Annotated in this window: 14 protein-coding genes; 11 read left to right on the top strand and 3 right to left on the bottom strand. The window is 56.8% G+C overall.

From position 1 onward, the window contains the following. Position 1: 1 nt before the first annotated feature. The 3 genes from leuB to leuL form a co-directional block, all read right to left on the bottom strand. On the bottom strand, positions 2–1093 hold the full coding sequence (gene leuB / locus QZ766_RS19590) for a 3-isopropylmalate dehydrogenase (RefSeq protein WP_297206195.1): 1092 nt from the start codon (positions 1091–1093) through the stop codon (positions 2–4). Beyond that, positions 1093–2664, bottom strand: coding sequence for a 2-isopropylmalate synthase (gene leuA / locus QZ766_RS19595; RefSeq protein WP_297206197.1), 1572 nt, complete (start codon positions 2662–2664; stop codon positions 1093–1095). Before leuA ends, leuB begins: the two co-directional genes overlap by 1 nt. 88 nt (positions 2665–2752) lie before the next feature. Then, complete coding sequence (gene leuL, locus QZ766_RS23125; protein ID WP_366509458.1) at positions 2753–2839, bottom strand: leu operon leader peptide; 87 nt, start codon at positions 2837–2839, stop codon at positions 2753–2755. 603 nt (positions 2840–3442) lie between these two features. Here leuL and leuO point away from each other — a divergent pair. From leuO to mraY, 11 genes are all read left to right on the top strand, one after another. Continuing rightward, positions 3443–4396: a transcriptional regulator LeuO gene (gene leuO, locus QZ766_RS19600; RefSeq protein ID WP_297206199.1), complete on the top strand. Its 954-nt coding sequence runs from the start codon at positions 3443–3445 to the stop codon at positions 4394–4396. Positions 4397–4778: 382 nt separating this feature from the next. Further along, complete coding sequence (gene ilvI, locus QZ766_RS19605) at positions 4779–6503, top strand: acetolactate synthase 3 large subunit (RefSeq protein ID WP_297206203.1); 1725 nt, start codon at positions 4779–4781, stop codon at positions 6501–6503. Positions 6504–6505: 2 nt separating this feature from the next. Next, positions 6506–6997, top strand: coding sequence for an acetolactate synthase small subunit (gene ilvN, locus QZ766_RS19610; protein ID WP_297206205.1), 492 nt, complete (start codon positions 6506–6508; stop codon positions 6995–6997). Between the two features lie 182 nt (positions 6998–7179). Next, entirely contained in the window at positions 7180–8184 is a 1005-nt protein-coding gene (gene cra, locus QZ766_RS19615) for a catabolite repressor/activator (protein ID WP_297206208.1), read from the top strand. Positions 8185–8783: 599 nt separating this feature from the next. Next, positions 8784–9242 (top strand): division/cell wall cluster transcriptional repressor MraZ, encoded by a 459-nt coding sequence (mraZ, locus tag QZ766_RS19620; protein WP_297206211.1) that lies wholly within the window; start codon positions 8784–8786, stop codon positions 9240–9242. Position 9243: 1 nt separating this feature from the next. Further along, entirely contained in the window at positions 9244–10185 is a 942-nt protein-coding gene (gene rsmH / locus QZ766_RS19625) for a 16S rRNA (cytosine(1402)-N(4))-methyltransferase RsmH (RefSeq protein WP_297206214.1), read from the top strand. Then, a complete protein-coding gene (ftsL, locus tag QZ766_RS19630; protein ID WP_297206217.1) occupies positions 10182–10547 on the top strand; it encodes a cell division protein FtsL in 366 nt (121 codons plus the stop codon). Before rsmH ends, ftsL begins: the two co-directional genes overlap by 4 nt. A gap of 15 nt (positions 10548–10562) precedes the next feature. Then, entirely contained in the window at positions 10563–12329 is a 1767-nt protein-coding gene (locus tag QZ766_RS19635; protein ID WP_297206220.1) for a peptidoglycan glycosyltransferase FtsI, read from the top strand. After that, positions 12316–13803: a UDP-N-acetylmuramoyl-L-alanyl-D-glutamate--2,6-diaminopimelate ligase gene (gene murE / locus QZ766_RS19640; RefSeq protein WP_297206221.1), complete on the top strand. Its 1488-nt coding sequence runs from the start codon at positions 12316–12318 to the stop codon at positions 13801–13803. The genes QZ766_RS19635 and murE overlap by 14 nt, the downstream gene beginning before the upstream one ends. Beyond that, the gene (gene murF, locus QZ766_RS19645; protein ID WP_297206222.1) at positions 13800–15158 is read left to right on the top strand and encodes a UDP-N-acetylmuramoyl-tripeptide--D-alanyl-D-alanine ligase; all 1359 of its coding nucleotides are present in this window, start codon (positions 13800–13802) and stop codon (positions 15156–15158) included. Before murE ends, murF begins: the two co-directional genes overlap by 4 nt. After that, on the top strand, positions 15152–16234 hold the full coding sequence (gene mraY, locus QZ766_RS19650; RefSeq protein WP_297206224.1) for a phospho-N-acetylmuramoyl-pentapeptide-transferase: 1083 nt from the start codon (positions 15152–15154) through the stop codon (positions 16232–16234). Before murF ends, mraY begins: the two co-directional genes overlap by 7 nt. Positions 16235–16236: the final 2 nt, after the last annotated feature.

The following is a 16236-nucleotide window of genomic DNA, read 5'->3' on the forward strand; positions in this document are numbered from 1 at the left end:
ATCACACCCCTTGCGCAATACTGCGGGCAATAACGTCGCCCATTTCATCGGTACTGACTGCCGCGCCGCCCTGGGCTAAATCCCCGGTACGCACGCCGTCTTCTAATGCTTTATTCACCGCGCGTTCGATAGCCGAGGCGGCTTCATCTGCGTCGAGGCTAAAGCGCAGCAGCAGGGCCAGAGAGAGGATCTGCGCTACCGGGTTAGCAATATTTTTGCCTGCGATATCCGGAGCGGAACCGCCGGCGGGCTCGTACAGGCCGAAACCCTGCTCGTTGAGGCTGGCGGAAGGCAGCATCCCCATGGAGCCGGTAATCATCGCGCACTCGTCCGAAAGGATGTCGCCGAACAGGTTGGAGCACAGCAGCACATCAAACTGGGACGGATCTTTAATCAACTGCATGGTGGCATTGTCGATGTACATGTGCGCCAGCTCGACATCCGGATAGTCTTTGGCAATCTCGTTGACGATTTCGCGCCACAGAATGGAGGACTGCAGCACGTTCGCTTTGTCGATAGAGGTTACCTTGCGGCGGCGCTTGCGCGCGGATTCGAACGCGATGCGGGCAATACGCTCGATTTCAAAACGGTGGTAAACCTCGGTATCAAAAGCTTTTTCATGCTGGCCGCTGCCTTCGCGGCCCTTCGGCTGGCCGAAGTAGATACCGCCGGTCAGTTCGCGCACGCAGAGGATGTCGAAGCCGCGGGCGGCAATATCGGCGCGCAGCGGACAGAAGGCTTCCAGCCCCTGATAGAGCCTGGCCGGGCGCAGGTTAGAGAACAGTTTGAAGTGCTTGCGCAGCGGCAGCAGCGCGCCGCGCTCTGGCTGCTCTGCCGGCGGCAGGTGCTCCCATTTCGGGCCGCCCACCGAGCCAAACAGCACCGCATCGGCCTGCTCGCAGCCTTCTAACGTTGCCTGCGGCAGCGGGGTGCCGTGATTGTCGATGGCGGCGCCGCCTACGTCATAGCGGCTGGTGGTAATGGTCATGCCAAAACGCGCACGAACTGCTTCCAGGACTTTCAACGCCTGTGCCATCACTTCCGGACCAATTCCGTCGCCCGGCAACACGGCAATATGGTAATTCTTCGACATTACACGGTTTCCTTATTGTTCTCTTTATTCTGCGCTTTGCGCTGCAACTCTTTTTCTACTTCACCCGCGCGCCAGATGTTGTTCAGCACGTGAACCATGGCTTTAGCGGAAGATTCAACAATATCGGTAGCCAGGCCGACGCCGTGGAAGCGGCGACCGTTGTAGTTAACGATAATATCCACCTGGCCCAGCGCGTCTTTGCCGTGGCCTTTGGCGCCGAGGCTGTATTTCACCAGGTCGATGTCGTAAGCGGTAATGCGGCTGATAGCCTGATACACCGCATCGACGGAGCCGTTGCCGTTGGCAGCTTCGGACTTGATTTCATCTCCGCAGGCCAGCTTGACGGACGCGGTGGCGGTATCGTTGGTGCCCGACTGTACGCTCAGGTAATCCAGGCGGAAGTGCTCCGGCTCTTCCTGCTGCTTATTAATGAACGCCAGCGCTTCCAGGTCGTAATCGAAAACCTGACCTTTTTTGTCCGCCAGCTTCAGGAACGCGTCGTACAGGTGATCCATGTTGTACTCGCTGTCCTTGTAGCCCATCTCTTCCATGCGGTGTTTAACCGCTGCGCGGCCGGAGCGGGAGGTCAGGTTCAGCTGAACCTGGTTCAGTCCAATGGATTCCGGCGTCATGATTTCGTAGTTTTCGCGGTTTTTCAGCACGCCGTCCTGGTGAATACCGGAGGAGTGGGCGAAGGCGCCGGTGCCGACAATGGCTTTGTTGGCCGGGATCGGCATATTGCAGATCTGGCTGACGGTCTGACAGGTGCGCCAGATTTCGCTGTGGTTGATGCGGGTCTGGACGTTCAGAATATCTTTGCGCACCTTGATAGCCATGATGACTTCTTCCAGCGAGCAGTTGCCGGCGCGTTCGCCGATACCGTTCATTGCGCCTTCAACCTGGCGCGCGCCGGCGTTGACTGCTTCCAGGGCGTTGCCTACCGCCAGGCCTAAGTCATCGTGGGTGTGTACGGAGATAATCGCCTTGTCGATGTTCGGCACGCGCTCGTACAGGCCGCGGATGATATTGGCGTACTCAAACGGCATGGTGTAGCCGACGGTGTCCGGGATGTTGACGGTCGTGGCACCAGCGTTAATCGCAGCTTCCACCACGCGCGCTAAGTCCGCAATCGGCGTGCGGCCCGCATCTTCGCAGGAGAACTCCACATCATCGGTATAGTTGCGGGCGCGTTTTACCATATAAACGGCGCGTTCGATGACCTCATCCAGCGTGCTGCGCAGCTTGGTGGCGATATGCATCGGCGAGGTGGCGATAAAGGTGTGAATGCGGAAGGCTTCTGCCACTTTCAGCGACTCGGCGGCAACGTCGATATCTTTTTCAACGCAGCGTGCCAGGGCGCAAACCCGGCTGTTTTTGATGGTGCGGGCAATGTTCTGTACGGACTCAAAATCGCCCGGTGAGGAGACCGGAAAACCGACTTCCATGACGTCAACGCCCATACGCTCCAGCGCCAGCGCTATCTGCAGCTTCTCTTTAACGCTCAGACTGGCCTGCAAAGCCTGCTCACCATCACGTAATGTAGTATCAAAAATAATGACTTGTTGGCTCATGGTCCTGATCCTTTTTGGTCTTGGGCGCCTTGCAACGAGCATAAAAAAACCCGCGCCGTGGCGCGGGTTTTTGTTTCTGAGGGCTAACTTAACGTTGAGCGTTACCCACCAGTCTACCGCGCACAGTGACAGCGTTTAGTAGTAGTAGACCGTTGAAGTGGGTAGAACGAATCATGATGTTTAATGCCCGTTAAATTCAATATGCTTTTAGTGGTACTGGATACGCATCCCAATGTCAACTTTTTCTCCCGGGTCATTGGATAAGGCCGGGGAGGTTTATCTATTTTGCTAAGTAAGATCTGCTGGAGAAGGGCGGTGCCGCGTTGTAATTCACTTTTCTGTCGCCGGGTGTAGAAAAGAGAAGTTCGCACTTTTAGAGATTTTTCTTATGCGCCTTTCGCAATAATGGAAAAGGAGTAGAGCTAATAGTGATAATTCTTCTGTGTTTTATTGGTTGAGTGAATATGCGGTTTCTTTATGTGTAAGATTATTCTTGGTGTGGATGGGAGCGGAGTAAATAACTATTACGATTAACGCATTCAGTTAATAAAGTACTGTTGGTTATTGGTCTGGATTATAGGTAGACTATGACGGGTATATATTTTTTGCGCCGACTGTATAAAATATGTCTGAATTTTAATCGTGGTTCGACCACGCGTTCGCCAGCGATATTTAGTAGTGCTTAATATTGATTTGTTTAGTAATGAATATTGAGTTCGCATTCCCTGTGTCAGGGCTGGAATTAAATAGGGATATCTCATTGACAGTGGAGTCACATATGATTGTTAACAATGATGTTAAACAAATCACCGCCGCCGCCGCGTCCCATTCGCCTTTGCAGCTGCGGGCCGTAGATTTAAACCTGCTCACCGTATTTGATGCGGTTATGCAGGAGCGGAATATCACCCGCGCCGCGCGGATGCTCAAAATGTCTCAGCCAGCGGTCAGCAATGCGGTGTCGCGGCTAAAGGTGGTGTTTGATGATGAACTGTTCGTGCGCTATGGCCGCGGGATCATGCCGACGCCCCGGGCCGTTCAGCTTTTCAGCGCGGTCAGACAGGCACTGCAGCTGGTGCAAAATGAACTTCCGGGGGCCGATTTCGATCCCGCCAGTAGCGACAGAGTGTTTAATCTTTGCATCTGCAGCCCGCTGGATAATCGCCTGACGTCGCCGATCTTTAATTATGTCAATCGTATTGCGCCAAATATTACTATGATATTTAAGTCATGCTTAAATAAGACCACGGAACATCAGCTTCGCTATCAGTCCCTGGATTTTATTATTGGCTATGAAGAGTTCCCGCAGCCTGATTTTTCATCCATCCCTTTATTTCGCGATGAGATGGTGTTAGTGCACAATGCCAGCCATCCGCGTCTGAAAGGCCCGTTAAGAGAGAGCGATATTTTTCGCGAAGCGCACGCGGTAGTTTCACTGGAGCGCTACGCCTCTTTTAGCCTGCCGTGGTATGACACGGCGGAAAAGCAGGCGGCGATCGCCTATCAGGGCATGGCACTGACCAGCGCCCTTAATATTGTTTCCCAGACCGAGCTGGTGGCGATTGCCCCGCGCTGGCTGGCGGAGTCATGCGCCAGTAACTTACCTATTAAAATTTTACCGCTGCCGATGAAGTTAAATAGCCGAACCTGTTATCTGTCCTGGTACGCGCCCGCCGGGCATAATAAGGGGCACCAGTGGATGAAAGAAGTCGTTCATTCCGTTTGCGGCCGCTAATTCAGGGGCGACTTTAATGCGGTCTGTGCTTTGGTTTATATTGCCTTTTCTGATTTATACAATATTTTTCACTAAATGCTGCTGAGCGCTCCGGGTTCCCGGGGCGAAAAAATGGATTATCCGCTGCGCAAAGCCCTTTCTATGACATTTATTGAGGGATAGCTCTCTCTCTATAAACGATTTCACCAAATAATGCATGACAGGGGTCCTTTTATTCCGTTTAGCTTCCTCCAGGCCGCTCCGGGCCCGATTGCCTGCCCGTGAGCGAGCGGTTATGTTAAGTAAATGCTGCAATTTACAATTAGCGGAGCATCAGCGGCTCCGCGACATGACGATGTGAAAATGAGTTCCGTTGTCATTAACCCAAGCCTGGAGGCAAAGCATGGAGATGTTATCTGGCGCCGAGATGGTGGTGCGATCGCTGATCGACCAGGGCGTTAAGCAGGTATTTGGCTATCCCGGAGGCGCGGTCCTCGATATTTATGATGCTTTGCACACTGTCGGCGGTATCGATCATATTCTGGTTCGCCATGAGCAGGCGGCGGTGCATATGGCGGACGGCCTGTCGCGCGCGACCGGCGAAGTGGGCGTGGTGCTAGTCACCTCGGGGCCAGGCGCTACCAATGCGATTACCGGTATTGCCACGGCCTATATGGACTCTATTCCTATGGTGGTGCTCTCCGGGCAGGTGGCCACGTCCCTTATCGGCTATGACGCTTTCCAGGAGTGCGACATGGTGGGGATCTCCCGCCCGGTGGTGAAGCACAGCTTTCTGGTGAAGCAGACGGAGGATATTCCGGGCGTGCTGAAAAAAGCCTTCTGGCTGGCGGCCAGCGGGCGTCCAGGTCCGGTAGTAGTCGATTTACCTAAGGATATTCTTAATCCGGCGAAGAAGCTGCCCTACGTCTGGCCTGAGTCGGTCAGCATGCGCTCTTATAATCCAACTACATCCGGCCACAAGGGGCAGATTAAGCGCGCGCTGCAAACCCTGGTTACCGCGCACAGGCCGGTGATTTATGTCGGCGGCGGGGCTATCAATGCCGGGTGCGAGAGCGAGCTGCGTGAGATTGCCGAAAAACTCAATATTCCGGTTGCTTCATCCCTGATGGGACTGGGCGCGTTCCCGGCTTCTCACCGGCAGGCGCTCGGTATGTTGGGCATGCACGGTACTTACGAAGCCAATATGACCATGCATAACTCGGACGTCATTTTTGCCGTCGGCGTGCGTTTTGACGATCGCACGACCAACAACCTGGCAAAATACTGTCCGAACGCCACCGTACTGCACATCGACATCGATCCTACCTCTATTTCCAAAACTGTGGCCGCCGATGTACCTATTGTCGGCGATGCGAAGCAGGTGCTGATGCAAATGCTCGAGCTGCTGGGCCAGGAGCCGGGCGGCCAGCCGCTGGACAGCATCCGCGACTGGTGGCAGCAGATTGAGCAATGGCGCGGGCGGCACTGTCTGAACTACGACACCGCCAGCGACAAAATTAAACCCCAGGCCGCCATCCAGGCTATCTGGCGCCTTACTCAGGGCGATGCCTACGTGACTTCCGACGTCGGACAGCACCAGATGTTTGCCGCGCTCTACTATCCGTTTGACAAGCCGCGCCGCTGGATAAACTCAGGCGGGCTGGGAACGATGGGCTTTGGCCTGCCCGCCGCTCTGGGGGTGAAAATGGCCCATCCCGAAGCGACCGTCATTTGCGTCACCGGCGATGGCAGCATTCAGATGAATATTCAGGAGCTATCCACCGCTCTCCAGTACGATCTGCCGGTGCTGGTGCTGAACCTCAACAACGGCTATCTCGGGATGGTGAAGCAGTGGCAGGACATGATCTATTCCGGCCGCCATTCGCATTCTTACATGAAGTCCCTGCCCGATTTTGTGAAGCTGGCAGAAGCCTATGGCCATGTCGGGATCCGCATTCACCAGCCGTCCGAGCTGGAAAGCGGACTCACGCAGGCGCTTGAGCATGTGCGCAATAACCGGCTGGTCTTCGTGGATGTGATTGTTGACGGCAGCGAGCACGTCTACCCGATGCATATTCGCGGCGGTGGAATGGATGAAATGTGGCTGAGCAAAACGGAGAGGACCTGATTATGCGCCGGATATTATCAGTTTTACTGGAAAATGAATCGGGTGCGCTGTCGCGGGTCATCGGCCTCTTTGCCCAGCGTGGTTACAATATTGAAAGCCTGACCGTGGCGCCTACCGACGATCCGACACTTTCGCGGATGACCATCCAGACGGTGGGTGATGAAAAAGTGATTGAGCAGATCGAGAAGCAGCTGCACAAGCTGGTGGACGTGCTGCGGGTCAGCGAGCTTGGGCAGGGCGCGCACGTTGAGCGTGAGATCATGCTGGTGAAGGTGCAGGCCAGCGGCTACGGCCGGGAAGAGGTCAAGCGCAACGCGGAGATTTTCCGCGGGCAGATAATCGACGTTACGCCTTCTCTCTACACCGTGCAGCTTGTCGGAACCAGCGACAAGCTTGATGCTTTTCTCGCATCGCTGCGCGATGTGGCCCGCGTTGTTGAAGTCGCGCGCTCTGGCGTAGTAGGCCTATCCCGCGGCGACAAAATTATGCGCTGATGATGCGAGCAAGCGTTCAATGCCATCCAGCCCGACCGCAAGCGTCGGGCTTTTTTTGCGAAATCGCGAGGAATTGTAAATAAAACCGGTTGCTGCACTGAATAAACTGCGTTTAGATGTTAGGGCGTTATCCCGCAACACGAAAATGGTTATGGATTGGACATTTTAAGCAAGGGGCATTTGTGAAACTGGATGAAATCGCCCGGCTCGCCGGCGTCTCGCGAACCACGGCGAGCTATGTGATTAACGGTAAAGCCAGGCAGTACCGCGTCAGCGATAAAACCGTTGAGAAGGTCATGGCTGTAGTACGCGAGCACAACTATCATCCCAACGCCGTTGCCGCCGGCTTGCGTGCCGGACGCACGCGCTCCATTGGCCTGGTGATCCCCGATCTGGAAAACACCAGCTACACCCGCATTGCCAACTACCTTGAGCGCCAGGCGCGCCAGCGCGGCTATCAGCTGCTGATTGCCTGCTCTGAAGACCAGCCTGACAACGAGATGCGCTGCATTGAGCATCTTCTCCAGCGCCAGGTGGATGCGATCATCGTTTCAACCTCGCTGCCGCCGGAGCATCCTTTTTACCAGCGCTGGGCCAATGACTCCTTCCCCATTGTGGCGCTGGATCGCGCGCTGGATCGCGAGCACTTCACCAGCGTGGTGGGCGCCGATCAGGAGGATGCGGAAGCCCTGGCCGCAGAGCTGCGCACTTTCCCGGCGGAAACCGTGCTTTATCTCGGCGCGCTGCCCGAGCTGTCGGTGAGCTTCCTGCGCGAGCAGGGATTCCGCAGCGCGTGGCGGGACGACCCGCGCGACGTGCATTATCTGTATGCCAACAGCTACGAGCGGGAGGTAGCCGCCCAGCTGTTTGAGCGCTGGCTGGAAACCCATCCTATGCCGCAGGCGCTGTTCACCACCTCATTTGCGCTGCTGCAGGGGGTAATGGACGTTACCCTGCGCCGCGAAGGCAAGCTGCCGACGGAGCTGGCCATCGCCACCTTCGGCGATAACGAGCTGCTCGATTTTCTGCCCTGCCCGGTACTGGCCGTGGCGCAGCGCCACCGCGATGTGGCCGAGCGAGTGCTGGAAATCGTGCTGGCAAGCCTCGACGAGCCGAAGAAGCCGAAGCCGGGATTAAGCCGCATTCGCCGCAATCTCTACCGCCGCGGTAGCCTCAATCGCCGATAGAAATGCACAAACGGGCGCGCCGAATAATATCCGGCGTGCCGAATTGTCTTATAAGACCTTAATAATGATTGGGACTATTCCTGAAATGCCGGCTGGAATTGTCCGACATTAAGAGAGCAGGTCTGATTAATGTTAGCGCTGGCGGTTAATAAAAAGTAAATTAACGTTTCAGCTGTGTATTTTTGTTACACGTCTGCGCTATTCCGGCCAATTAACCACCACCTCATTTTACCCTTCACATTTGCTTACCACCCAATGCCCGCCGCAGGCCGGAAACAGTTTGCGTTAGTACTGTTAACGCCGTGAAGAATGTCCTAAAATGCCGCCCACGTCGCAAATCGACACTTTATATTTTACTTTAGTGATTTTGTAGTGGCTGAAAATCGTTAAGAAGCTGTTTGTTTTTTTCTTACACGTATTCATAACGTTAATTTTCTTCACGTGCGGGATGCAAATTAATCACGGCGTATATCGAGCGCTATTTAGGGTTTTTATAACTCGCTTAGCGTCAGCGCTGGCTTGACAAGCTTTTCCTCCGCTCCGTAAACTCCCTCGGTGGGAATTTGTGGGGCAAAGTGGAGAAAAGGGGTGAGGCTGGCATGTTCCGTGGAGCAACGTTAGTCAATCTCGACAGCAAAGGGCGCCTTGCGGTGCCGACCCGATACCGGGATCCGCTGATCGAGGACGCTGCCGGTCAACTGGTCTGTACCATTGACATCCATCACCCGTGCCTGCTGCTTTACCCGCTTCCCGAGTGGGAAATCATCGAGCAAAAATTGTCACGACTGTCGAGCATGAACCCGGCGGAACGGCGCGTTCAGCGTCTGCTTTTGGGACATGCCAGCGAGTGTCAAATGGACAACGCCGGTCGTTTGCTAATTGCGCCGGTTTTACGGCAACACGCCGGACTGACTAAAGAAGTGATGCTGGTCGGACAGTTCAACAAGTTTGAGCTGTGGGATGAGGAGACCTGGTATCAACGGGTCAGGGAAGATATCGACGCAGAGCAATCCGCCTCCACAGCGCTGACGGAGCGGTTGCAGGATTTGTCATTATAAGATGATGGAAAACTTTAAACATACAACCGTACTACTCGACGAGGCCGTTAACGGCCTGAACATTCGTCCTGACGGTATCTATATCGACGGCACTTTTGGCCGCGGCGGCCACTCGCGCCTGATCCTCTCGCAGCTTGGCGAGCAGGGGCAGCTTATCGCTATCGATCGCGATCCTGCGGCAATCGAGGTGGCAAATACCATCAACGATCGGCGATTTTCAATCGTACACGGTCCTTTTTCGGCGCTGGCTGACTATGTCGGCGAACGCAACCTGACAGGTAAAATCGACGGCATTTTGCTCGATCTCGGTGTTTCTTCACCGCAGCTTGACGATGCGGAGCGTGGCTTCTCTTTTATGCGCGACGGCCCGCTCGATATGCGCATGGATCCGACCCGCGGCCAGTCTGCCGCCGAATGGCTGCTGCATGCAGAAGAAGCCGACATTGCCTGGGTGATTAAAACCTTTGGCGAGGAGCGCTTCTCTAAACGCATCGCCCGCGCCATTGTCGAGCGCAACCGCGAGCAGCCGATGACCCGCACGAAGGAGCTGGCCGAGGTTGTCGCCGCAGCGACGCCGGTGAAAGACAAATTCAAACATCCTGCGACCCGCACGTTCCAGGCGGTGCGCATCTGGGTAAACAGTGAACTTGAGGAAATAGAGCAGGCGCTAAAAAGCTCGCTCAGCGTGCTGGCCCCGGGCGGGCGGCTCTCGATTATCAGTTTCCACTCGCTGGAAGACCGCATTGTGAAGCGCTTTATGCGCGAGCAAAGCCGCGGTCCGCAGGTTCCGGCCGGACTCCCGATGACCGAAGCGCAGCTCAGTAAACTGGGCGGCCGTGAGCTAAGAGCACTAGGCAAGTTGATGCCGGGTGAACAAGAAGTGGCTGAAAATCCACGTGCCCGTAGTTCAGTTCTGCGTATTGCAGAGAGGACGAACGCATGATCGGCAGAGTGTCGGAGGCCCTAAGCAAAGTAAAAGGATCGTTAGGAAGCAGCGAGCGCCATGCCTTGCCTGGCGTGATCGGCGACGATCTTTTGCGGTTCGGGAAGCTGCCACTCTGCCTGTTCATTTGCATCATTTTGACCGCGATTACGGTGGTTACCACGGCGCACCACACGCGTTTATTAACGGCCCAACGCGAACAGCTGGTGCTGGAACGGGACGCGCTGGATATCGAGTGGCGCAACCTGATCCTTGAAGAGAATGCCCTCGGCGATCACAGCCGGGTGGAGCGGATTGCAACGGAAAAATTGCAGATGCAGCATGTCGATCCTTCGCAGGAAAATATCGTTGTCCAAAAATAAGGATTATCGCAGCGCATGAAAGCAGCGGCAAAGACGCACAAGACAAAACGCCAGGAAGAGCATGCCAACTTTATCGGTTGGCGTTTTGCGTTGCTTTGCGGCTGCATTTTACTGGCGATGACCTTCCTGCTGGGCCGCGTGGCCTGGCTACAGATAATTAGCCCGGACATGCTGGTGCGCCAGGGCGATATGCGCTCTCTCCGCGTACAGGAAGTGTCAACCTCCCGCGGCATGATAACCGATCGCTCCGGCCGTCCGCTGGCGGTTAGCGTGCCGGTAAAAGCGATATGGGCAGATCCTAAAGAGCTGCACGACGCTGGCGGCATCAGTATCGACAACCGCTGGAAGGCGCTGGCCGACGCGCTCAATATGCCGCTGGATCAGCTCGCCTCCCGCGTGAATGCCAATCCGCGCGGGCGCTTTATCTATCTGGCCCGCCAGGTGAATCCCGACATGGCGGATTACATCAAAAAGCTCAAGCTGCCGGGCATTCACCTGCGGGAAGAGTCCCGCCGCTACTATCCCTCCGGGGAAGTCACCTCGCAGCTCATCGGATTTACCAACGTCGATAGCCAGGGCATCGAAGGCGTTGAGAAGAGCTTTGATAAGTGGCTCACCGGCCAGCCCGGCGAGCGTATCGTGCGTAAAGACCGCTACGGCCGCGTCATTGAAGATATCTCGTCCACCGACAGCCAGGCGGCGCATAACCTTGCGCTGAGTATCGACGAGCGCCTGCAGGCGCTGGTCTATCGCGAGCTTAATAACGCGGTGGCTTTTAACAAGGCCGAATCCGGCAGCGCGGTGCTGGTCGACGTGAGCACCGGCGAAGTGCTGGCGATGGCAAACAGCCCCTCCTACAACCCGAACAACCTGAGTGGAACCCCGAAAGACGTGATGCGTAACCGCACCATCACCGACGTTTTTGAGCCGGGCTCCACGGTAAAACCGATGGTCGTTATGACGGCGCTGCAGCGCGGCATCGTTAACGAAAACTCGGTTCTGAATACGGTTCCCTATCGAATTAACGGTCACGAAGTTAAAGATGTCGGGCGTTACAGCGAACTGAGCCTGACCGGGGTATTACAGAAGTCGAGTAACGTCGGTGTTTCCAAACTGGCGTTAGCGATGCCCTCCTCAGCGTTAGTAGATACTTACTCACGTTTTGGACTGGGAAAAGCGACCAATTTGGGGTTGGTCGGAGAACGCAGTGGCTTATATCCTCAAAAACAACGGTGGTCTGACATAGAGAGGGCCACCTTCTCTTTCGGCTACGGGCTAATGGTAACGCCGTTACAGTTAGCGCGTGTCTACGCAACCATTGGCAGCTACGGCATGTACCGTCCGCTGTCAATAACCAAAGTTGATCCCCCGGTTCCCGGACAGCGTATCTTTCCGGAGTCCATTGTTCGCACCGTCGTCCACATGATGGAAAGCGTGGCGCTGCCCGGCGGCGGCGGCGTGAAGGCGGCGATCAAAGGCTATCGTATCGCCATTAAAACCGGTACGGCGAAAAAAGTGGGGCCGGACGGCCGCTACATCAACAAATACATTGCTTATACCGCGGGCGTTGCGCCAGCCAGCCAGCCGCGTTTTGCGCTGGTGGTGGTGATTAACGATCCGCAGGCCGGTAAGTACTACGGCGGTGCCGTTTCCGCGCCGGTATTTGGTGCCATCATGGGCGGCGTTCTGCGCACCATGAACATTGAACCGGATGCGCTGGCAACGGGCGACAGAAACGAATTAGTGACAAATCAAGGCGAGGGTACAGGTGGCAGATCGTAATTTGCGCGACCTACTTGCTCCGTGGGTGCCGGGTGCACCGGAGCGAACGCTCAGAGAGATGACGCTCGACAGCCGGGTTGCGGCTGCGGGGGATCTTTTTGTCGCGGTTGTAGGTCATCAGGCGGACGGGCGTCGTTATATCCCGCAGGCGATTGCGCAAGGTGTGGCTGCTGTCATTGCTGAAGCAAAAGATAACGCGAGCGACGGTGAAATCCGTGAAGTGCACGGCGTGCCGGTTATCTATCTCAGTCAGTTAAATGAGCGTCTCTCCGCGCTGGCGGGACGCTTTTACCACGAGCCGTCCGAACAGCTGAAGCTGGTGGGCGTGACCGGAACCAACGGGAAAACCACCACCGCGCAGCTGCTGGCGCAGTGGGCGCAGCTGCTGGGTGAAACCAGCGCGGTAATGGGCACCGTGGGTAACGGCCTGCTGGGCAAAGTGAGCCCGACAGAAAATACCACCGGCTCTGCGGTGGACGTTCAGCACGTCCTCTCCGGTCTTCACGCGCAGGGCGCGACCTTTGCCGCGATGGAAGTCTCCTCTCACGGCCTGGTGCAGCACCGGGTTGCGGCGCTGAAATTTGCCGCCTCGGTATTTACTAACCTCAGCCGGGACCATCTCGACTATCACGGCGATATGGAGCACTACGAAGCCGCGAAGTGGATGCTGTACTCCACCCACGACTGCGGTCAGGCCATTATCAATGCCGACGACGAAGTGGGCCGCCGCTGGCTGGCAAAACTGCCGGATGCGGTTGCCGTTTCGATAGCAAACAATATTGATCCCAACTGTCACGGACGCTGGCTCAAAGCAACCGCGGTGAGCTACCACGACAGCGGGGCGACCATCGCCTTTGACTCCAGCTGGGGAACGGGCGAAATCGAAAGCCGCCTGATGGGCGAATTCAACGTCAGCAACCTGCTGCTGGCGCTGGCAGCCCTGCTGGCGCTGGGGTATCCGCTGGATGGCCTGCTGAGCACCGCCTCCCGCCTGCAGCCGGTCTGCGGCCGGATGGAAGTATTTAGCGCGCCGGGGAAACCGACGGTCGTGGTGGATTATGCCCACACGCCGGACGCGCTGGAAAAAGCGCTGGAGGCCGCACGCCTGCACTGCGCCGGCAAGCTGTGGTGCGTCTTTGGCTGCGGCGGCGATCGCGATAAGGGTAAACGCCCGCTGATGGGCGCTATCGCCGAACAGTTCGCCGACATTGCCGTGGTGACTGACGACAATCCGCGTACGGAAGAGCCGCGCGCCATTATCGACGACATTCTGGCGGGCATGCTGGACGCCGGTCGGGCGAAGGTAATGGAGGGGCGCGCAGAAGCGGTGACCGCCGCCATTATGCAGGCCCGTCCTGACGATGTGGTGCTGCTGGCCGGTAAAGGCCACGAAGATTATCAAATCGTCGGCAACCGCCGCCTTGATTACTCCGATCGCGTAACGGCCGCGCGGCTGCTGGGGTTACTGGCATGATTAGCATAACCCTTACCCAGCTGGCCGCCGTGCTCAACGGCGAGCTTCACGGCGCCAGCGTGACTATTGATGTGGTCACCACCGATACGCGAAAAATCACGGCGGGCTGCCTGTTCGTGGCCCTGAAAGGCGAACGTTTCGACGCCCACGATTTTGCGGAGCAGGCGAAGCAGGCCGGCGCCGGTGCGCTGCTGGTCAACCGCCTGCTGGAGTGCGACCTGCCGCAAATTGTGGTTCAGGACACTCGCCTGGCGTTTAGTGAACTGGCGGCCTGGGTTCGCCAGCAGGTGCCCGCCCGGGTAGTGGCCCTTACCGGATCGTCCGGTAAAACCTCAGTTAAAGAGATGACCGCCTCCATTCTGGGCCAGTGCGGTAACACGCTTTATACCGCAGGAAATCTGAATAACGATATCGGGGTTCCGATGACCCTGCTGCGCCTGACGCCGGAGCATGAATATGCGGTTATCGAGCTTGGCGCAAATCACCAGGGCGAAATCGCCTGGACCGTCAGCCTGACCCGCCCGGAAGCCGCGCTGGTCAATAACCTGGCGGCGGCGCATCTCGAAGGCTTTGGCTCTCTGGAAGGGGTTGCGAAAGCGAAAGGCGAAATCTTCACCGGTCTGGCCGAGCACGGCATCGCTATCCTCAACGCCGACAATAACGACTGGCTGAACTGGCAGCGCGCCATTGGCGACCGCACCGTGTGGCGCTTTTCGCCAAACGACGACGACAGCGATTTCACCGCGGAAAACATTAGCATCACCAGCCGGGGCACCGCGTTTACTCTCAGGACGCCGGTCGGTAGCGTAGATGTTCTGCTGCCGCTGCCCGGCCGCCACAATATCGCCAACGCACTTGCCGCAGCGGCACTCGCCACCGCGGTAGGCGCCAGCCTGCAGGCAGTTAAAGCAGGGTTGGCCGGGCTGAAAGCCGTTCCCGGACGCCTGTTCCCGATCCCGCTGGCGGAAAACAAGCTGCTGCTGGACGACTCCTACAACGCCAACGTCGGCTCCATGACCGCCGCGGTGCAGGTGCTCTCTGAGATGCCGGGCTACCGCATTCTGGTGGTTGGGGATATGGCAGAGCTCGGCGATGAGAGTGCGGCCTGCCACCGGCAGGTCGGTGAGGCGGCGGAAGCTGCCGGTCTGGACTGCGTTATCAGCGTCGGCACCCTCAGTAAAAACATCAGCGACGCCAGCGGCGTCGGCGTGCATTTTGCCGACAAAGCCTCCGCGATTGCACATTTAAAAGCGCTTATCGAAGCGCAGCACATTGTCACTATTTTGGTGAAAGGTTCACGTAGCGCGGCTATGGAAGAGGTGGTTCGCGCTTTACAGGAGAACGGGTCATGTTAGTTTGGCTGGCCGAGCATTTGGTCAAATATTATTCCGGCTTTAACGTCTTTTCCTACCTGACGTTTCGCGCCATCGTCAGCCTGCTGACTGCGCTGTTCATCTCTTTATGGATGGGCCCGCGCATGATTGCCCGCCTGCAAAAACTCTCTTTTGGTCAGGTAGTTCGTAACGACGGTCCCGAGTCGCACTTCAGCAAGCGCGGCACGCCGACCATGGGCGGGATCATGATCCTGACCGCGATTGTTGTTTCCGTACTGCTGTGGGCCTATCCATCTAACCCTTACGTCTGGTGCGTTCTGACGGTGCTGGTGGGCTACGGCATTATCGGTTTTGTCGATGACTACCGCAAAGTGGTGCGTAAAGATACCAAAGGCCTGATCGCCCGCTGGAAGTACTTCTGGATGTCGGTAATCGCGCTGGGCGTGGCGTTTGCGCTGTATCTCGCCGGGAAAGATACCCCGGCCACCCAGCTAGTGGTGCCGTTCTTCAAAGACGTGATGCCACAGCTGGGCCTGTTCTACGTACTGCTGGCCTACTTCGTGGTGGTCGGCACCGGTAACGCGGTGAACCTCACCGACGGGCTGGACGGCCTGGCGATCATGCCGACCGTTTTCGTGGCGGGCGGCTTTGCGCTAGTGGCCTGGGCCACCGGCAACATGAACTTCGCCAACTATCTGCATATCCCTTACCTGCGCCATGCCGGCGAGCTGGTGATTGTCTGCACCGCGATTGTCGGTGCCGGGCTGGGATTCTTGTGGTTTAACACCTATCCGGCGCAGGTCTTCATGGGTGACGTCGGATCGCTGGCGCTGGGCGGCGCGCTCGGCATTATCGCCGTGCTGCTGCGTCAGGAATTTCTGCTGGTCATTATGGGCGGCGTCTTCGTGGTGGAAACCCTGTCGGTTATTTTGCAGGTCGGCTCCTTTAAACTGCGCGGGCAGCGCATTTTCCGCATGGCGCCGATTCACCATCACTATGAATTGAAAGGCTGGCCGGAGCCGCGCGTTATCGTGCGCTTCTGGATTATTTCGCTGATGCTGGTGCTGATTGGCCTGGCAACGCTGAAGGTACGTTAATC

Origin of the sequence: uncultured Pluralibacter sp. (assembly GCF_913775985.1) — a bacterium.
Lineage (GTDB): Bacteria > Pseudomonadota > Gammaproteobacteria > Enterobacterales > Enterobacteriaceae > Pluralibacter.